The sequence below is a fragment of the Stappia sp. genome, assembly GCF_048261845.1.
In the GTDB taxonomy this organism is placed as follows: Bacteria; Pseudomonadota; Alphaproteobacteria; order Rhizobiales; family Stappiaceae; genus Stappia.
This window is the reverse complement of the sequence record NZ_JBLXFR010000007.1, coordinates 52,927-70,443: the sequence shown is the minus strand read 5'-3', so window position 1 is coordinate 70,443 and position 17,517 is coordinate 52,927. Positions and strand designations below refer to the sequence as shown.

Genomic DNA, 17,517 nt, shown 5'->3' with positions numbered 1-17,517 from the left:
GGCGCGCCCGCCGGTGCGGGCGCCGGTTTCAGGCAAGCAGGAACGACAATCATGGTCAATCGCAAGCGCGTTTGCGTCATCGGCGCGGGCGTCAGCGGACTTGCGTCCGCGCGCGCCTTTCGGGACAAGGGGCACGAGGTCACCGTGCTCGAACGCAGTCACGAGCTCGGCGGGGTCTGGGCCCCGTCCCGCTCCTATCCGGGCATCAGGACGCAAAGCCCCAAGGATCTCTATCGCTATACCGGCTTCGCCATGCCGAAGGATTTTCCCGAATGGCCGAGCGGGGCGCAGGTCCATGCCTATCTCGCGGAGTTCGCCGAGCGCTTCGACCTGTTGCCGCTGATCCGGTTCGGCCGGAGCGTGAGCACGATGCAGCGGCGGGCGGGCGGCGGCTGGGAACTGGAGGTCGAGGACGGGGACGGTGCCAGGGTCCGCGAGGGCTTCGACTTCGTCGTGGTGGCAAGCGGCACCTTCACGGATCCCAACCGCCTGCATCATCCGGGCGAGGAGGCGTTTGTTGAAGGCGGCGGGCGCATCCTCCATTCCAGCGAATACACCGATCCGGCGCTGGTCAGGGGGCGGAAGGTCGTGGTTCTGGGCTTCTCCAAGTCGGCGACGGATGTGGCCGTCAACGCAGTGCGGGAAGGCGCCGAGGAGGTCACCATCGTCTATCTGGAACCGGTCTGGCGGGTGCCCTACCGGTTCGGCGGACTGGTGAACTTCAAGCATATCCTCTATTGCCGCGCTTCCGAGTGCATGTTCCCCCCGTGGAACGAGGGACGGGTGGCCCGCGCGGTCCGCGCGTTGACCAGACCGCTTGTCTGGGCCAACTGGCGGGGGCTCGAGGCCCTCTTGACGGCCCAGTTCGGACTGAAGCGGCTCGGCCTTCGCCCCGGTCAGCCGATCGAGAGCACCATCGCCTGCGGGTTGCCGATCGCCACGGAAGGGTTTTTCGAACTGGTGAAAAAGGGGGAGATCAGGACCGTCCAGGGCACGTTCGAGCGCTACGAGGACGGCGAGGTCGTGCTCTCCGGCGGCGAGCGGATTGCGCTCGACGTGGCGATCCAGGCGGTCGGCTGGAAACTCGGCGTGCCCTATCTCGACGAGGCGACGCGGGAGGCGCTGACGACGTCCGACGGCCAGTACCGGCTCTACCGGCTGATCGTCAACCCGGATGTGCCGGACCTCGGTTTCGTCGGGTTCAACTCGAGCTTTGCCACCGTGCTGACCAGCGATATCGCCGCCCAGTGGCTGGTCCGCTATGCCGACGGGAAGCTCGACAACCAGCCGGACACGGGCGGCATGACCCGCTGGATCGACGCGCATCTGGCCTGGCGACAGTCGGTACGCCCGGCGGCCCGGGTCTATGGGGGCCTGTGTTCGGCGCCCTATCACTTCCGCCATCTTGACGAGCTTCTCGCCGATATCGGTGCGCGCGAGCGTCGGCGCAACCCTCTCGCCGAGACCTTTCGTCCGCCCGATGCCGAAGCCTATGGCCGTTTCCTCGAAAGCGCTCCCGCCTACTCCGCCGGCTGATGGCCGGGGATGCGAAAACGGGGCCGGCTTGCGCCGGCCCCGTCGGTGTTGCGGGCGCGGTCCGGCCCGTTCAGAGCGTGAACTGATACGCGGCGGGAACCCAGCGATAGCTCTCCCCGGCGGTCTCCAGATAGCCAAGAGCGGGGAAAGGCATGTGATAGCCGGTCACGGGGATTTTCTCGGCGATGATCAGGTCGAACATCGTCTTGCGCGTCGCGGCCGCCTTTTCCTTGTCCATGTCGTAGCGCACGTGCCAGTCCGGGCGCTGGATCGAGACGACGAAATGATTGGCGATATCGCCCCAGATCAGGAGCTGCTTTCCGGCGCTTGAAAGGTGGAAGGACATGTGTCCGGGCGTATGACCCGGCGTGTCGAGACCCAGGATGCCGGGCACCACTTCCTTGTGGCCGCTGACGAAGGTCATCTTCTCGGCAAGCGGCTTGACGTTGGTACGCACAAGCTGGGCGACGCGCTCGGTCGGGCCGCTGAGACGGTCGTCATGGGTCCAGAAATCGAACTCGGCCTGTCCCGTCACGTAGCGCGCATTCGGATAGGTTGGCTTGCCGCCGGTCATCAGGCCGCCAATGTGATCAGGGTGCATATGCGTGAGAACGACGATGTCGACCTGCTCCGGTGTGTACCCGGCGGCGGCGAGCTGCGCCGTCAGCGATCCGTTGTCGCCGCCAAGTCCCGTGTCGAACAGCACCAGCTCGGAACCGGTGTTGACGATCACCGGCGTGAAGCCATTGACCATCTTGTCGGACGGCAGGTGGTTCGCGGCCAGCAGTTCCGACACCGCGGCAGCATCCTGGTCCTCGCCGAAGATCGGGTGGGGTCCATCCATTGTCCGGGACGCGTCAAGCATCATCGTGACTTCGAAATCGCCCACCTTGACGCGATTGTAGGTGGGCGTGGCCACGCCGAGCATCGGAGCGGCGGCGCTCGCGCGCCCGCTTGCCGAGATAATCGCGGGCGCGGCGATGGCGGCCGTGGCGGCGCCGGCAATCAAGGCGCGGCGGTTCAGGTTCACTATGCTCATGTCGGATGTCCTCCCGTCGGGATACCTGTAAAGGTCGAAGTCGAACTTAGGCCCGTAAGGATGGCGGGGAAGCGACGATCACGCATCCGTGAACGGCTCCCCCGCAACCTTCAGCGCACCAGGGGTGTCACCAGCACCGTTCCGTCCCGCATCACCGGCACCCAGATCAGTCCGGACGCGGCGTCGACCGCGAAATCGGCAGGTCCGTGGACCTCGCGCGGCAGTGACAGCCTCGCCAGCTCGGTGCCGTCGCCGGCATGCAGGGAGATGCCCCCCGGCGACGGCGGGTCGAACGACCGCCAGTCGGAGATCAGCATCCTTTCGTCCGGCAGCAGCGCGAGGCCGTCGAGAATGCCGTGCGGCCCCTTTCCGAGCTTGCGCACCTTGCCGTCGGCAGTCACCTCGAACAGGTCGCCGCCTTCAAATCGTGCACCGAGGCCGGCCACGAGCAACCGGTTTCCGCGCGCGTCCCAGGCGATGCCGTTGGCACCGGGAATGCCGGAAGCGATCGCCTCGAAGGCACCTGTCCCAAGGTCGACCCGGTAAACCGTGCCGCGCAGAGTGTCGGAGACGGCAAGGCCGTGCGGTACGACCGCGATGTCGTTGAGCAGGCCGGGTTCGCCGGCCGGAACACGCGCCTCGAAGACCTTCCGGCGGGAGGCGACATCGAAGCCGACGATGCGGTCGATGTCGGCGACATAGAGGCGGCCGTTCGCGAGCGCCATGCCTTTGGGAGCGTCGAGCGTCTCGCCTTCCGCCGGGAAGGCACGCAGGGCGACGATGCGTCCTGCCGCGTCCAGCTCGCTGATGAAGCCGTCCCCGTCGTGGCCGGTCGGGTCCAGTTTTGCGCCGAGATTGGAGACGTATCTGCGCGGGCCGTCGATCAGCACGCTTTCGGGATTGCTGAAGCCTTCAACGACCCCGGCAGCCAGGTCTGCCTGGGCTGGCGACAGGGCGAGGGCGGCCAGGACGCCGGCGAAAAGGGGAGCAAGTTTGCAACGCATCGGTTCTCTCCGGTGATCAGATGAGAGAAGACTAGAGCTCAAGGTTGCGTCTCGCGGTTCGGTTTCGATCAGGTTTGAACCCGATCCGGTCACGTCGGCTTTGCCGGGTGCGAGCCGATGACCTAGTCTCGGGTTCATGATGAACAGCGGTTTTTCGAAGAACGAACTGATGGAACGGTTGCGCGCGGGGTTGGCGCGCTTCCGCGTCCAGGGCATGTCCGGGATCTCGGAGCACGCACCCGGGCTGTTCTCCTATTGCGCGATCGAGCGGGAGCGGCTGGCCTGCGTACGGCTGGACCGGCCGCTGATCGGCATCGTCCTGTCCGGGGCGAAGGAGGTGTGGCTCGGCGACATGTCGGAGCGGTTTTCCGCCGGGACGGCATTCGTCCTGCCATCGGCGGTCGATCTGGAGATCGTCAACGAGCCTGATGATAGGGCGCATCTCTACCAGTCCCTGATCCTTCCGATCGAACCCGACATGCTGCCGCCGGTCGGTCCGGTCGAGGCGGCAAGGGGGCGAACCGAGGGCACCTTTGTCATTCCCCTCACGCCCGGGCGGGTCCAGGCCCTGCTTCATGCGGCCGAAGCCATTGAGGCCGGACCGGCGGAGCCCGTCCTTCGCACGGCGCGCCTTCACGAGCTTCTTGCCCTGCTGCACGATGCGCCGGCCGCAAGGCCGCTCTTCGACCTCTCCGTTGCCGAACGCGTCGCCCGGCTGGTGCGCACGGAACTCGACAGACGGTGGACGGCGGGCGAGATCGCCGCGCGCCTGGCCCTGTCGGAATCGACACTGCGTCGCCGCCTTGCGGCAGAGGGGCAGGCGCTGTCGGCGATCCTGCGCCGCGAGAGAATGAGCGTCGCCCGCCGGCTGATCGCACAAGGTGCCGGCAGCGGGACGGCCGGGCTGGCCGTGGGTTACGCCTCAAGGGCACATTTTGCCCGGGCCTTTCGAACGACTTTCGGGGTCAATCCAGCACAACTGGAATCCACACCCTAGAGAAGAAAGTCTCGTCGGCGGTCTCCGGCAGGAAGACAACACTTGTCGGCGCACCCGCCGCGGCGAAACGGGCATCCCGGGATTTTTCAGACATGCATCCGCCCATCCGGCAGGCCTAGTTCGCGGGCATGATCGCGGGCGGTTGCCAGCTGCCGTCCAGAGCGGCTTTCTTTGGCCAGTAGAGCCGCATGACCATGTAGATCGGGCCATCGGGGGCGGGGAGCCAGTTGGCCTTGAGGGTCTCATCTGTCGGCGCGTCTTTCTGGATGTACAGCGTTAGCGCGCCGTTCTCATCCTTGTGCATGTCCGGGAGCATGGGCGCGTTGATGAGGTATCGGTCGATGGGGTTTTCGACAAGAAGCTGGGTCTTCCCGTCATACATCGTCACAGACCAGAAGGCATTCACGGGCGGCAGTTCGCCGGCCGGGAAGGTCAGCGTATAGTTGGTCTTGCTGCCGTCGAGCTCCGCATTCTGTCCGTCCTGTCGGGTCAGCGGATAGAAGGCCTCGGCTGAATCGTTGCCATAGAGCCCGACAAGCGCCGCCGCCGCTCGCGTCAGGTAGTCGTCCTTCAACATGGCGCGATCACCGAATAGCCCCTGCGAAATCTGCCAGCCATTGACCACCTTGCCGACGTTCTCCTTCTTGGCCTCGGCCTTTTGTACGCCCGCCTTCAGGCCTTCGGCGATGGCGGTTTTCACGTCATCCGAAAGATCGATGGAAGGATACGGCTTGCCCGCCTCTATCCCGATCCTGGCGAACTTGTCGCGCAGCGGTTTTTCCGAAGCGGCTTCGCCGATGGCCGGGGTGAATTGCAGGATGAACGCCAGGTAGCCCAGCGGGTCCTTTTTCGCGGTGTCCTTGTCGAATCTCATCCAGTCGACGGCTGGGGCCGGATCAGGTGCCTTGGTGTTTGCGAATTCGGACAGGGTCGCGACCTTGTAGCCCGCCTGCACGGCCCTGGCGTTGTCAAGGTCGGCCGGCCCGAAGACCTGGGTGCGGAAATTCGCGAACCCGAACTCGGTGCTGGAGCGAATGACCTCGCTGATGCCATCGGGCTTGTCCCCGTCCCAGCGTGGACCGGCGATCGCATAGCACCCCGCATCGTTGCCGGTTGTCCGACTTCCGATATAGCCGAAATTGTAGGTATAAAGGTTGACGAGCTGGACGGAAAAATACCGGGATTTCTCGACCTCGGGGGTGCAGAGAACGACCGGTTCCGCGCGCAGATCCATCCAGACAAAGGAATAGATCGTGTCGCTGTTCGGCGTGACGATGGCGGTATCCTTGGGCGATGCCAAGCTCGCTTCGTTCTTGATCTGGTTGAACGGCGCCTTGTACTGGCTGCTGCTCTTGTCGATCGCGAACTGGTACATCACGCTGTAATTCATCATCATCGGCAGGCCGTAGATCGCGGCCTCCTCGGCGATGGATTTGGCCTCACCGGCGGCCAGTGCCTCTTGCGCACCCGCGGTTTGCGGCGTGACGGCGAGACCGACCAGCGCGAGCGCGAGGCCAAGCGTCCGCGTCGAGATTTGGGTCTTGAGCGTCATTTTTCCCTCTGAGAGTTTGAAGGGACGCCACGGCAGGGCGATATCTTGGCCACCGCCTTGTGACGAGCCGGCCGAGGTCACTTCGAAACCTTCTCCACCGAGGGGAAGACGTAACTGCCGTCGAGGATCGCCTGTTCGGGCTCGTAGAGGCGCACGCCGTAGTTCCAGCCGTCCATGATCGGCAGGCAATTAACGCGGCCATCATCGCATCCGCCGAAGTGGATGGTGATCGAGCCATCTTCGTTCTTTTTCGCGTTGACGCTGTTGAAGTTGTAGGCGTCCTGCGGGTTCTTCTGAAAATAGCCCTTGTCATTATACAGACTGACCGACCAGAACGCCTTGACGGGGACATCCTTGGCGGTCAGTTGATATTCACCGACCGGCAAGTCGGGGTTCACGTTCAGGTAGAAGGCGTGTTTTTGTGGCAGCCCGCCAAAACCGACTGCGGTGCCGATAAGGTGGCCAATGGGCGTGGTATCGTCCTTCGAGCCAAACCAGCCTGTCGAGTCGGGCACGCCCTTGCCGAGTTCCAGCAAGGAATCGAGCGTCGCCTTGTAGCTGGCCTGATCATAGTCCTTCGCCACGAAGGGGTTGGCCGATCCCGCCTCGACCTTGATCCCGTCCTGCAGTTCATGCACCGCCTTGATGTCAGCGGGCGCGTTTGAATCGACCAGCGTGCGAATGCCGACCCAGACGTGGTCCGAGCCAAATTTCTCTTTCGTCAACTCGTGGGCGCCGGCACCGAGGTAGACCGCGTTGATGTAGTTGGCCTCGTTCACCACCATCATCGAGCGATAGCGCGATCCTGCATCCGGCAGCGTGACAGTCGCACCTTCGCTGATATCGACGACGATGAAACTGTAAAGCGTATCGCGGTTCATACGGATCGTCGGCTGATTGTCGACGGGCACAGGCTCGCGTTCATTCAGCACCGTGTTCACGCCGCCGGCCTGTTTTTGATAGGTGGCGAACTGCATGGCGGTCTGGGCTGCGATGTAGTTCATCACATTGACCTTGATCGGCTCTGCCTGCGCGGCAGTCCCGGTGAGCACCAAGACAGAGGCGAAAAGGTTGACGGGTTTAGAAAATCTCATTCGGAAACACTCCATTGTTTGGTCAATTGATTGGAAAACAGGTTTGCCGGGCACTCGTGAAATTGGAGTGCCAACATGCCAAGCATGACAACGCAAGAAACAGAGACCGACCCTTCCGCGTCAGTGTAGCGTCACCCGACGGTCAATTCCTACCATTTTGCGACTTTTCCGCGCACCCGTCCCAGTGCTGCAGAAGGTGTGATGCGCCAGCATGCGGGGCAATCATGACAGTGATTTAGGGGGTGGAGAAGGTTCGATCCCAGCAGCGTTCCCTCCGCCATTTGCCGATGTCCCGCTGTCGCCCTCCGGGCTTCGCTCCAGCAGGGGGATCGCATGGGCTCTGGCGGCCATGCGCCTTGCTGGAGCGCGCAAGATCAAACGGCGAAAAATCGCCACTCAAACGGGTGCGACGGATGCGCGAGTGTCTCCGGTCGGATCATGCCCGATGATCCCTTCATCACGCATGATCCGCTCGACGAACTGACAATGAGAGCTGCCAGGCACCTGCCGCGATGTAGACCCTAGGCTTCGCGCAGCTTGCCGCGTTTGAGATGCTCGTCCAGACGGGGCATGATCTCGACGAAGTTGCAGGGCATGTGGCGGTAGTCGAGCTGCCACTTGAGAATTCCGTCCCAGGCATCCTTGCAGGCACCGGGCGAGCCCGGAAGCACGAAGACATAGGTCGCGTCGATGACGCCACCGGTCGCGCGGGACTGGATCGTCGAGGTGCCGATCTTGTCGTAGGAGATGCGGTGGAAGACCTCCGAGAACCCGTCCATGCGCTTGTCGAAAAGTGGTTCGATGGCCTCCGGCGTCACGTCCCGGCCGGTGAAGCCGGTGCCGCCGGTGGTGATCACCACGTCGACGCCGTCCGACCGGGTCCAGCCCTTCACGACGGCGCGGATCCTTTCCACGTCGTCGGTGACGATGTCCCGGCCGGCGAGAACATGTCCTGCGTCGACGATCCGGGTGGCGAGCGTCGTGCCCGAGCGATCCTCCTCCAGTGACCGGGTGTCGGACACGGTCAGGACCGCGATGTTGAGAGGGACGAAGGGACGGCTGTCATCAATGCGATGCATGAGCGTGGTGATCCTCTGAGGGACTGCGGGCGCGCAAGACAAGCACGCGATTGCAGTGCAGGATAGGGCGGTCGGCATTCGCACGCCAGACGGTGAGCGGTCGCAGGGCCTGAAGGCGGGTCTGCCGCGCAAGGAGGCAGGAGGCGAGGGGATGGATTGGACAAGGTCCGTCGATGCCTATTGCGAACGGCTCGATCCCGGGCTCTGGGCCGAGCCGGTCAATGCGCTGACGAATGCGGCTTTTCTGGTTGCTGCCGTGGCCGCCTGGGTTGCCTGGCGCACCGACCAGCGCCGCAAGGTGCCGTTCACACGTCCCGGCGACCGGGCTGTGCCCGCGCTCATCGTCATCCTTTTCCTGATCGGCATTGGATCATTTCTGTTCCATACGGTTGCGACACGCTGGGCGGCGCTTGCCGACGTCGTGCCGATTGCCGTCTTCATCCATGTCTATTTCTACCTGGCGATGCGGCGCATTCTCGGTCGAGGCGTTGTGGTGTCGTTGGTGCTGACCGTTGCGTTCCTGGTGTTGGGCTATGGGGTGGCGCCGGTGCTCTCCGGCGTGATCGGTTCCTCCGCCGGTTATGTACCGGCGGCGATCGCCATCCTGGCTGTTGCGGTGGCGGCCCGCCGGCTCAACCGCTCTGCAGCAGGCCCGCTTGCGCTAATCGGTGCGATCTTCATGATTTCCCTTGCCTTCAGGATGGCCGATATCCCATTTTGCCCGTCTTTCCCTGTGGGAACGCATTTCGTATGGCATTGCCTGAATGCCGTGGTCCTGTACCTGCTGATTCGTATCCTCATCCGGGCGAACCTGCGCTCGTCAGGGACAGGGCCCTCGTGAGAGCCAGTTCGAAAGAACGGGGAAGAGAGCGATGGTAAGCCGTCGCAAGTTTCGTCAGCCAGCCTCAAGTGGATCGTCATGACCGACAAGAAGACACCGGAAACGCCCGCCAACGATCTCGACGAGGCAGCTCTCTTCTATCACCGCCACCCGCATCCGGGGAAACTGGAGATCCAGGCGACCAAGCCGCTCGGCAACCAGCGGGATCTGGCCCTTGCCTATTCGCCCGGTGTCGCCGCGCCCTGCATGGAGATCGCCCGCGATCCTTCTCTCGCGGCGGATTATACCGCGCGCGGCAATCTGGTCGCGGTTATCACCAACGGAACCGCCGTCCTCGGTCTCGGCGCCATCGGGCCGCTTGCGTCCAAGCCGGTCATGGAGGGCAAGGCGGTCCTGTTCAAGAAGTTCGCCGGCATCGACGTCTTCGACATCGAGGTCGACGAGTTGGACGTCGACCGCTTCGTCGACGCGGTGGCCGTGCTGGAGCCGACCTTTGGCGGCATCAACCTGGAGGACATCAAGGCGCCGGAATGTTTCATGATCGAGCGCGCGCTGCGCGACCGGATGAACATTCCCGTTTTTCACGACGACCAGCATGGCACGGCAATCATCGTCGCCGCCGCCGTCAAGAACGCGCTGGAACTGGCCGGCAAGGACATTTCCGCGGTCAAGATCGTCGCCTCGGGCGCCGGGGCCGCGGCGCTGGCTTGCCTCAACCTGCTGGTGTCGCTGGGTGCGCGCCAGGAGAACATCTTCGTCACCGACATCGAGGGCGTCGTCTACACGGGCCGCGAGACCCTGATGGACGAGTGGAAGTCGGTTTTCGCCCAGGAGACGGATGCCCGCACCCTGGCCGACGTCATCCCCGGCGCCGACGTTTTTCTGGGCCTGTCCGCCGCCGGCGTGTTGAAGCCGGAGATGGTTGCGGCCATGGCGGACAAGCCCCTGATCCTGGCACTTGCCAATCCGCGACCGGAAATCATGCCGGAGGCCGCGCTCGCCGTGCGCGATGACGTGATGATGTGCACCGGCCGCTCGGACTATCCGAACCAGGTCAACAACGTTCTCTGCTTTCCGTACATCTTCCGCGGCGCGCTCGATGTCGGCGCGACGACCATCAACGAGGAGATGAAGCTTGCGGCCGTCGCGGCGATTGCCGAACTGGCCCGGGAGGAGCCGTCCGAGATCGCCGCGCGTGCCTATGGCGGCGTCAGTGAGACCTTCGGTCCGAAATACCTGATCCCGTCGCCTTTCGACCAGCGTCTCATCCTGCGCATCGCGCCGGCGGTGGCGCGTGCCGCGATGAAGACCGGTGTCGCCGCCCGGCCGATCGAGGATTTCGACGCCTATCAAGACAGGCTGAACCGGTTCGTCTTCCGCTCGGGCCTGATCATGAAGCCGATCATCGCGGCCGCCCGTGACAGCGACACGCGCATCATCTACTCCAACGGCGAGGACGAGCGGGTGCTGCGTGCCGCGCAGGTGCTGATCGAGGACCGGCTGGCCCGGCCGATCCTGATCGGACGGCCCTCGGTGATCGAGGCACGCTGCGAGCGATTCGGTCTCAGGGTCAGGCCGGGCCGCGAGTTCGAATGCATCAATCCGGAGGACGATCCGCGTTACCGCGAATATGTCGACAGCCTGCTGTCGTTGATCGGCCGGCGCGGCGTGACGCCTGAGGCAGCGCGTACCATGGTGCGCTCGAACACCACGGTGATCGGCGCGCTGGCCTTGCATCGCGGCGAGGCGGATGCGCTGATCTGCGGGCTCGAGGGACGCTACTCCAAGCATCTTGCCGATGTGCGCGGCATCATCGGCACGGCGCCCGGCGTTCAGGATTTCTCCGCCCTGTCGCTCCTGATCAATTCCGGCGGCGCGACCTTCTTCACCGACACCTATGTGACCATCGACCCCTGTGCCCGCGAGATTGCAGAAACGACGATGCTCGCCGCCGAGGAAATCCGTCGCTTCGGCATCACGCCGCGCGCAGCTCTCCTTTCGGCCTCCAACTTCGGTTCGCGGGACATGGAATCGGCCGAAAGGATGCGCGAGGCCCTGGCCATGTTGCAGGACCTTGCGCCGGATCTGGAGGTCGATGGCGAGATGCATGGCGACAGCGCGCTGTCGGTGGCGATGCGCGGCCGGGTGATGTCGGACTCGCGCCTGACCGGCGAGGCGAACCTGTTGGTCTTCCCCTCGCTCGACGCGGCCAACATCGCTCTCAACCTCGTCAAGGTGATGACCGACAGCCTGCATGTCGGCCCGATCCTGCTCGGCACGGCCAAACCCATGCACATCCTCACCCCCTCGGTGACCTCGCGCGGTGTGGTGAACATGTCGGCCTTTGCCGCCGTGGAAGCGCAGACGCGCAATCGCGCCTGACCGGATTTGATTTGCCGGCTTTGTCATGACCGTGTTGACTCGCGTCATGAAAGCGTCGTCCGGCTGATGCACCCTGAAAGGGCCCGGAGAGGCGCTGCAGGGTGGAAACGATGACACATGTTCTGGTGGTCTACGCGACGACGGAAGGCCAGACACAAAAGGTCGCCGACCGGGTCGCCGACTGGCTGCGTATGGCCGGCGATCAGGCGACGCTGGTCGATGCGCGCGCGGCCGCCGCGCTCGAGCTTGGCACTTTCGATGCGGCGATTCTGGCGGCCTCCCTCCATGTCGGGCGGCACCAGGCGGAGATGGTCGATTTCATCCGCAAGCAGCGTGCCCGGCTCGACCGCGTGCCCACCGCTTTCATCTCGGTCAGCCTGTCGGCGTCGTCGAAGCTGGAGGAAGACCTTGCCGGGGCGCGGGCCGCGGTCGAGGACATGTTCGACGAACTCGACTGGGAGGCAACGAGCGTGCACCTGGCCGCGGGAGCCGTGCATGACCGGCGCATGAGTTTCCTCAAGCGCTGGGTCCTTCACCGGATCCTGCGCGAGAAGGGCGTTGCGATGGACCGGTCCGGCGACATGGAGTTCACCGATTGGGCCGCGCTCGATGTTTTTCTCAAGACGTTCATGCAAGGCGCGAGGGCAGCGGGGCGCGAATACGTGTGAGGCCGCGCGATGCGCGGCCTCCTTGTTGTGCGTTCGCGGATCGAACCGTCCTCGCAGGGACGGGATCCTCACATGTTCGGGTAGTTCGGGCCGCCCGCGCCTTCCGGCACGGTCCAGGTGATGTTGCCGTTCGGATCCTTGATGTCGCAGGTCTTGCAGTGGACGCAGTTCTGCGCGTTGATCTGGAAACGCGGCGCGTCCGCGCCTTCCTCGATCCACTCGTAGACGCCGGCAGGGCAGTAGCGGTTCGAGGGACCGGCGAAGACATCGTGTTCCGACGTCTTCTGCAGTGCCTCGTCCTTCACCTTCAGATGGATCGGCTGGTCTTCCTCGTGATTGGTGTTCGACAGGAACACGGAGGAGAGCTTGTCGAAGGAGACCTCGCCATCCGGCTTCGGATAGGCGATGGGGCTGTGCTTCGAAGCCGGTTCGAGGCTTTCGGAATCGCGCTTGCCGTGTGAGACGGTGCCGAAGAAGGAGAAGCCGAAAAGCTCGTTGGTCCACATGTCGAGGCCGCCGAGCATCGTGCCGAGCAGGGTGCCGAATCGCGACAGCAGCGGCTTGACGTTGCGCACCTTTTTCAGGTCACGGCCGATCTCGCTCTCTCGCCAGGCCGTGTCGTAGTGGCCAAGCTCGCTGTTCGCTTCTCCGCGGGCGAGCGCTGCCGACACTTCCTCGGCCGCCAGCATGCCCGACAGCATGGCATTGTGCGACCCCTTGATGCGGGGCACGTTGACGAAGCCGGCGGAGCAGCCGATCAGCAAGCCGCCGGGGAAGGACAGCTTCGGTACGGACTGGAAACCGCCCTCGGTGATGGCGCGCGCGCCGTAGGAGATGCGCTTGCCGCCCTCGAACGTCTCGCGAATGGCCGGATGGGTCTTGAACCGCTGGAACTCGTCGAAGGGCGACAGGTACGGGTTCTTGTAGTTGAGGTGGACGACGAAGCCGACTGCGACCTGGTTGTCTTCCAGGTGGTAGAGGAACGACCCGCCGCCGGTCTTGTTGTCGAGCGGCCAGCCGAAGGAATGCTGGACGAGGCCCGGACGGTGCCGTTCCGGCGCGACCTGCCACAATTCCTTGATGCCGATGCCGAATTTCGGGAAGTCGCTGTCCTTGTCGAGGTCGAAGCGTGCGATCAGCTCCTTGGCGAGCGAGCCGCGCACGCCCTCCGCGATCAGCACGTATTTGCCGCGCAGTTCCATGCCGCGGGTAAAGCCCGCATTGGGCTTTCCGTCACGGCCGATGCCCATGTCCCCGGTGGCGACACCGACGACGCGGCCCTCGCCGTCATAGAGCACTTCTGCGGCAGCGAACCCGGGATAGATCTCGACGCCGAGCGCTTCCGCCTTTTCGGCGAGCCAGCGACAGACATTGCCGAGCGAGACGATGTAGTTGCCGTGATTGTTCATCAAGGGCGGCATCATCAGGTTCGGCAGCCGCATCGAGCCCGCCGGCCCGAGCACGAGGAAATGATCGGCCGTCACCTCCGTCTTGAACGGGGTATCGGCCTCCTCGCGCCAGCCCGGCAGCAGCTTGTCGACACCGATGGGATCGACCACCGCGCCCGAAAGGATATGGGCACCGACCTCCGAGCCCTTTTCCAGCACGACGACGGAGAGTTCCTCGTCCTTTTCCGCGGCGATCTGCTTGAGCCGGATCGCGGCGGACAGGCCGGCCGGGCCGGCGCCGACGATCACGACGTCGAAATCCATGCTCTCGCGCTCGCCCAGCGTCTCCGTCTCGCTCATTGCACTCTCCCTCTATGTGCCCCGTGCCTTGCCTTTTCGCGCATTCTGTTTAGTGCAGCGCGAAAGTCGCTGCAATGTCGATAAGCCAATGACTGATATATTACGTTTACGTAAAGGTAATATTCCTGTCGAGACCTCTCCGGTCAAGTCCAGGCAATTGCGCTTCGCCGGTCGATGCGTCACAACAAGGCCATGGAACCAAGAGAGCCGATCGACGACAGCCCCGCCGGGAATGCGCAGCCTGCCGGCCTGCCGCGTGACATGTCGGTTGCCGCGGGTCTCGAGGCGTTGCTCGACTTCTATGTCTCGGCAGGCGCCGATGCCTGGCTGGAAAGCGAACCGGTTGACGCTTTCGCGCTCGCGGCACGGCCTCCGGTGGCTCGCCATTCTGCGAGCAACCGTGCCCCGCTGGACGGGACGCCGGCACCTTCAAGAGCGGCGGTGGGTCAGGACGATGCGGCGCGGCCGGCTGCCTCCGGTCGCTTGCGGGACGGGCCTGCGCAGGATCGGCCACGTCCGGTGGCCCAGCCTCCGGCAGCGGTCACCACGGCTTCCGGTGCCGTCCTGCCCGGCGACGAGGCTGTTGTCGCCGCGCGCGATGCCGCCCGCACGGCCGCGACACTTGAGGAATTGCGCGAGACGCTCGCCCGTTTCGAGGGGTGCAACCTGCGCCTGACGGCGAAGTCCCTCGTCTTTGCCGACGGACCGGCCAACGCGTCGCTGATGTTCGTCGGCGAGGCGCCCGGACGCGACGAGGACTTGCGCGGAGTGCCGTTCGTGGGGCGCTCCGGTCAGTTGCTCGACCGGATGATCGAGGCGATCGGCCTGTCGCGCGGCGACGTCTACATCACCAATGTCGTCCCCTGGCGGCCTCCCGGCAACCGCACCCCGAGCCCGCAGGAAACGGAAATCTGCAAACCCTTCGTATTGCGCCAGATCGAGCTTGTGCGCCCGCGCGTGCTTGTCTTCCTGGGGGGGGCGTCCGCCAAGGCTCTGACCGGCGCCCAGGAGGGGATCCTGCGCCTGCGCGGCCGCTGGACGCAGATGCCGCTTGGCGAGGGCGACGCGATCAAGGCGGTGGCGACGCTGCATCCGGCTTACCTGCTGCGCAACCCGGTGCAGAAACGGCTCGCCTGGCGCGATTTCCTGGCCGTGCGCGAGGCGCTTGGCTCCCTGCAGGCCGGCTGATCGACGCGCCGTTGGCGCGCCCGTCTTTTTCTTGCCGCTGCCGCCACCTATATGGACCGAGGCTGCATGTGCGGCTTCTGTCTTCGCGCCTGTTTCATCGAAGGGATTTCTCTTGTTCGACCGCATCCGCCGACAACTTCCGGGCAAATGGGGCAATGTGCCGACGACAATTCCCGTCGTCCGCCTGCAAGGCGCCATTGGCATGGTTTCGCCGTTTCGCCCCGGACTGTCGCTCGCCGCGCTCGCTCCCGTGCTCGACAAGGCCTTCGGCTTCGAGGCTCCGGCGGTGGCGCTGGTCGTCAATTCGCCCGGCGGATCGCCGGTTCAGTCGCGCCTGATCCACGACCGGATACGGGAACTTGCCGCCGAGAAGAAGCGCGAGGTGCTCGTCTTCGTCGAGGATGTGGCCGCGTCCGGCGGCTACATGCTTGCAATCGCCGGCGACGAGATCTTCGTCGATGCCAGTTCGATTGTCGGGTCCATCGGCGTGGTTTCCGCCAGTTTCGGTTTCACCGAGGCGATCGCACGGCTCGGCATCGAGCGACGGGTGCACACGGCCGGCGAGAGCAAGGCGATTCTCGATCCCTTCCGTCCGGAGCGTGACGAGGATGTCCTGCATCTGAAGACGATCCAGCAGGAGATGCACGAAAGCTTCATCGCCCTGGTCAAGGCGCGGCGCGGGGATGTCCTGTCCGAGGCGCCGGACCTTTTCTCCGGCCTGTTCTGGACCGGCAGCACGTCCCGCGACCTCGGTCTTGTCGATGGTATCGGCAGCATTCGCTCGGTCCTGCGTGCGCGCTTCGGTGACAAGGTGAAGATGCGGCTTGTGGGTGGCCAGCGGTCCATCTTCTCGCGCAAGCAAGGGGTCGGCATCTCCGGGGCAAGCCTGCTTTCGGGCGGATCCCTGGCCGAAGGCTGGGCGGAGGATGCGGTTGCGACGCTGGAACACCGCGCATTGTGGGCACGTTACGGACTGTAGGGCGGGGCGGCCGGCCGGGAGGATGAAATGGTAAATGTGTTTGCAGCGGCTGGATTGGCGATCGGGGGCTATCTGCTCGTGCGCGCCGTACGCCGGGAGATGGGCCGCGTCGAGAAAAAGGTCTCCAGGGTCGCCCGCAAGGCGTCCGCCGGGCAGCCGGTCAAGACGCTTGAGCGGGATCCGGAAACAGGCCGCTACCGGCCGAAGGACTGAATCACGCGGTTCCCGGGATGCGAAAGCCGATGGGACTGTGCGCTGTCAATGCTCGGTCTCGCACAAGGCATGATCGGCAAGCGTGTGGATCACGTTGCACTCGCCGACGGTCTCGCCGTGACAGCTCGCCAGAACCCGCGACAGTTCCCCTTCCAGTTTCTGCAGCCGTGCGATCCTCTCGCGAATTCCCGCAAGGTGGCTGCCCGCGATCTGATGGGCCTCGGCACAGGGCATTTGCGGGTTCTCGCTCAGATGCAGCAATTCGCGGATCGCCTCCAGCGACAGGCCGAGATCGCGGGCGTGACGGATGAAGGTCAACCGGTCGCGCGCCGCCTGCGAATAGCGTCGCTGGTTGCCGGCCGAGCGCGGCGGTTCCTCGATCAGCCCCTGTTGCTCGTAATAGCGGATCGTCGGCACCTTGACCCCGCATTGCCGGGACAGTTCCCCGATAGAATACATCGCTGATTGGCCTCTTGAACCTCTGCTCTCCGGAGCAACTAGGGTCGGGCCATGGCATTCGCAAGGTGAAAACAGGGGAACGGCCGGGAAGGAGGGCGCCGCATCCATGAGGACCGACAAGTTGTCTGGCTGGGGTCGGGAGGCAGGCGCGTGGCCCGTCATGCAACCAGACCGGGGCTGCGTTGCCGCAGCGCCCGGCCGGGGTCGCGAGGTGAGCCCTCAGCGGTAGGAGGTGGTGTGCCCGAGGACGGCGCGCGGGCAGGTCGACTGGATGATCACCGTGCCGTTCGGGTAGACATAGCGGGTCTTGCTGCAGTTCTCCGCCGGCGGCGTCTGCACGATCCGCTCGCGGCCATACCGCCTCCGGGGATAGTTCGGCGAATGGGTCACGACCATTGCCGCGGTCTCGGAACCCATGCATTCCCGTGTGGCGCAAAGAATGACGCCGTTGGCAGATCCGCGATGGCTCCAGACCTTGCTGCCGCCGCCGCCTGTCGGCGGGGAACTGTCGGTGCTGCTGGTTCCGCCATTGTTGCCACCGCCTTTGCCGCTGGACTGGGCCGGGGCGCCGGTGCTGGCGAGGGCCATGGAAAGGGCCGTCACGCCCGCCAGGATGAGCTTCTGAAAGTTCGACATGTTATCGTCCTCCGAGTGTCCTGCCGCCGGACTGTTCCTGCGGCTTGCTTCTCGATGGCGTGGGGATATTTCCTCCTCTTTCGTCATCGCATCTACAAGATG

The 17,517-nt window shown here is 64.5% G+C and carries 16 protein-coding genes; 8 read left to right on the top strand and 8 right to left on the bottom strand.

What is annotated here, in order from left to right; all coding sequences use genetic code 11:
• The first annotated feature begins 51 nt into the window (after positions 1 to 51).
• On the top strand, positions 52 to 1,536 hold the full coding sequence (locus tag ACN0T5_RS05155; protein WP_417767548.1) for a flavin-containing monooxygenase: 1,485 nt from the start codon (positions 52 to 54) through the stop codon (positions 1,534 to 1,536).
• Between the two features lie 70 nt (positions 1,537 to 1,606).
• On the opposite strand, the gene ACN0T5_RS05150 is transcribed toward ACN0T5_RS05155, so the two are convergent.
• Both ACN0T5_RS05150 and ACN0T5_RS05145 read right to left on the bottom strand, forming a co-directional pair.
• Positions 1,607 to 2,575, bottom strand: a complete 969-nt coding sequence (locus ACN0T5_RS05150; protein ID WP_417767547.1) for an MBL fold metallo-hydrolase — start codon at positions 2,573 to 2,575, stop codon at positions 1,607 to 1,609.
• Positions 2,576 to 2,685: 110 nt separating this feature from the next.
• Complete coding sequence (locus ACN0T5_RS05145) at positions 2,686 to 3,579, bottom strand: SMP-30/gluconolactonase/LRE family protein (RefSeq protein ID WP_417767546.1); 894 nt, start codon at positions 3,577 to 3,579, stop codon at positions 2,686 to 2,688.
• A gap of 139 nt (positions 3,580 to 3,718) precedes the next feature.
• Here ACN0T5_RS05145 and ACN0T5_RS05140 point away from each other — a divergent pair, with 139 nt between their 5' ends.
• Entirely contained in the window at positions 3,719 to 4,576 is an 858-nt protein-coding gene (locus ACN0T5_RS05140; RefSeq protein WP_417767545.1) for a helix-turn-helix domain-containing protein, read from the top strand.
• Between the two features lie 115 nt (positions 4,577 to 4,691).
• Here the strand turns inward: ACN0T5_RS05140 and ACN0T5_RS05135 are convergent, their stop codons facing one another.
• From ACN0T5_RS05135 to moaB, 3 genes are all read right to left on the bottom strand, one after another.
• Positions 4,692 to 6,128 (bottom strand): DUF1254 domain-containing protein, encoded by a 1,437-nt coding sequence (locus ACN0T5_RS05135; RefSeq protein ID WP_417767544.1) that lies wholly within the window; start codon positions 6,126 to 6,128, stop codon positions 4,692 to 4,694.
• 77 nt (positions 6,129 to 6,205) lie between these two features.
• Entirely contained in the window at positions 6,206 to 7,222 is a 1,017-nt protein-coding gene (locus ACN0T5_RS05130) for a DUF1214 domain-containing protein (RefSeq protein ID WP_417767543.1), read from the bottom strand.
• Positions 7,223 to 7,743: 521 nt separating this feature from the next.
• Complete coding sequence (gene moaB, locus ACN0T5_RS05125) at positions 7,744 to 8,301, bottom strand: molybdenum cofactor biosynthesis protein B (protein WP_417767542.1); 558 nt, start codon at positions 8,299 to 8,301, stop codon at positions 7,744 to 7,746.
• Between the two features lie 151 nt (positions 8,302 to 8,452).
• On the opposite strand from moaB, the gene ACN0T5_RS05120 reads away from it, so the two are divergent.
• The 3 genes from ACN0T5_RS05120 (at position 8,453) to ACN0T5_RS05110 (ending at position 12,192) form a co-directional block, all read left to right on the top strand.
• Entirely contained in the window at positions 8,453 to 9,142 is a 690-nt protein-coding gene (locus tag ACN0T5_RS05120) for a ceramidase domain-containing protein (RefSeq protein WP_417767541.1), read from the top strand.
• A 78-nt stretch (positions 9,143 to 9,220) separates the two neighbouring features.
• The gene (locus ACN0T5_RS05115) at positions 9,221 to 11,524 is read left to right on the top strand and encodes an NADP-dependent malic enzyme (protein WP_417767540.1); all 2,304 of its coding nucleotides are present in this window, start codon (positions 9,221 to 9,223) and stop codon (positions 11,522 to 11,524) included.
• 110 nt (positions 11,525 to 11,634) lie between these two features.
• Complete coding sequence (locus ACN0T5_RS05110; RefSeq protein ID WP_417767539.1) at positions 11,635 to 12,192, top strand: flavodoxin domain-containing protein; 558 nt, start codon at positions 11,635 to 11,637, stop codon at positions 12,190 to 12,192.
• A 68-nt stretch (positions 12,193 to 12,260) separates the two neighbouring features.
• Here ACN0T5_RS05110 and ACN0T5_RS05105 read toward each other — a convergent pair whose 3' ends face one another.
• Entirely contained in the window at positions 12,261 to 13,940 is a 1,680-nt protein-coding gene (locus tag ACN0T5_RS05105; RefSeq protein WP_417767538.1) for a 4Fe-4S dicluster domain-containing protein, read from the bottom strand.
• A 261-nt stretch (positions 13,941 to 14,201) separates the two neighbouring features.
• Here ACN0T5_RS05105 and ACN0T5_RS05100 point away from each other — a divergent pair, with 261 nt between their 5' ends.
• The 3 genes from ACN0T5_RS05100 (at position 14,202) to ACN0T5_RS05090 (ending at position 16,320) form a co-directional block, all read left to right on the top strand.
• Complete coding sequence (locus ACN0T5_RS05100; RefSeq protein WP_417767586.1) at positions 14,202 to 15,128, top strand: uracil-DNA glycosylase; 927 nt, start codon at positions 14,202 to 14,204, stop codon at positions 15,126 to 15,128.
• A gap of 112 nt (positions 15,129 to 15,240) precedes the next feature.
• A complete protein-coding gene (locus ACN0T5_RS05095; protein ID WP_417767537.1) occupies positions 15,241 to 16,107 on the top strand; it encodes a S49 family peptidase in 867 nt (288 codons plus the stop codon).
• A 27-nt stretch (positions 16,108 to 16,134) separates the two neighbouring features.
• Entirely contained in the window at positions 16,135 to 16,320 is a 186-nt protein-coding gene (locus ACN0T5_RS05090) for a hypothetical protein (RefSeq protein WP_417767536.1), read from the top strand.
• A 45-nt stretch (positions 16,321 to 16,365) separates the two neighbouring features.
• Here ACN0T5_RS05090 and ACN0T5_RS05085 read toward each other — a convergent pair whose 3' ends face one another.
• On the bottom strand, positions 16,366 to 16,779 hold the full coding sequence (locus tag ACN0T5_RS05085; RefSeq protein WP_417767535.1) for a MerR family transcriptional regulator: 414 nt from the start codon (positions 16,777 to 16,779) through the stop codon (positions 16,366 to 16,368).
• A 219-nt stretch (positions 16,780 to 16,998) separates the two neighbouring features.
• A complete protein-coding gene (locus ACN0T5_RS05080; protein ID WP_417767534.1) occupies positions 16,999 to 17,415 on the bottom strand; it encodes a hypothetical protein in 417 nt (138 codons plus the stop codon).
• Positions 17,416 to 17,517: the final 102 nt, after the last annotated feature.

Bases quoted from the DNA above. Each gene is read 5' to 3' on its own strand.
- ACN0T5_RS05155 (WP_417767548.1), top strand. From the start codon at position 52: ATGGTCAATCGCAAGCGCGTTTGCGTCATCGGCGCGGGCGTCAGCGGA.
- ACN0T5_RS05150 (WP_417767547.1), bottom strand. From the start codon at position 2,575: ATGAGCATAGTGAACCTGAACCGCCGCGCCTTGATTGCCGGCGCCGCC.
- ACN0T5_RS05145 (WP_417767546.1), bottom strand. From the start codon at position 3,579: ATGCGTTGCAAACTTGCTCCCCTTTTCGCCGGCGTCCTGGCCGCCCTC.
- ACN0T5_RS05140 (WP_417767545.1), top strand. From the start codon at position 3,719: ATGAACAGCGGTTTTTCGAAGAACGAACTGATGGAACGGTTGCGCGCG.
- ACN0T5_RS05135 (WP_417767544.1), bottom strand. From the start codon at position 6,128: ATGACGCTCAAGACCCAAATCTCGACGCGGACGCTTGGCCTCGCGCTC.
- ACN0T5_RS05130 (WP_417767543.1), bottom strand. From the start codon at position 7,222: ATGAGATTTTCTAAACCCGTCAACCTTTTCGCCTCTGTCTTGGTGCTC.
- moaB (WP_417767542.1), bottom strand. From the start codon at position 8,301: ATGCATCGCATTGATGACAGCCGTCCCTTCGTCCCTCTCAACATCGCG.
- ACN0T5_RS05120 (WP_417767541.1), top strand. From the start codon at position 8,453: ATGGATTGGACAAGGTCCGTCGATGCCTATTGCGAACGGCTCGATCCC.
- ACN0T5_RS05115 (WP_417767540.1), top strand. From the start codon at position 9,221: ATGACCGACAAGAAGACACCGGAAACGCCCGCCAACGATCTCGACGAG.
- ACN0T5_RS05110 (WP_417767539.1), top strand. From the start codon at position 11,635: ATGACACATGTTCTGGTGGTCTACGCGACGACGGAAGGCCAGACACAA.
- ACN0T5_RS05105 (WP_417767538.1), bottom strand. From the start codon at position 13,940: ATGAGCGAGACGGAGACGCTGGGCGAGCGCGAGAGCATGGATTTCGAC.
- ACN0T5_RS05100 (WP_417767586.1), top strand. From the start codon at position 14,202: ATGTCGGTTGCCGCGGGTCTCGAGGCGTTGCTCGACTTCTATGTCTCG.
- ACN0T5_RS05090 (WP_417767536.1), top strand. From the start codon at position 16,135: ATGGTAAATGTGTTTGCAGCGGCTGGATTGGCGATCGGGGGCTATCTG.
- ACN0T5_RS05085 (WP_417767535.1), bottom strand. From the start codon at position 16,779: ATGTATTCTATCGGGGAACTGTCCCGGCAATGCGGGGTCAAGGTGCCG.
- ACN0T5_RS05080 (WP_417767534.1), bottom strand. From the start codon at position 17,415: ATGTCGAACTTTCAGAAGCTCATCCTGGCGGGCGTGACGGCCCTTTCC.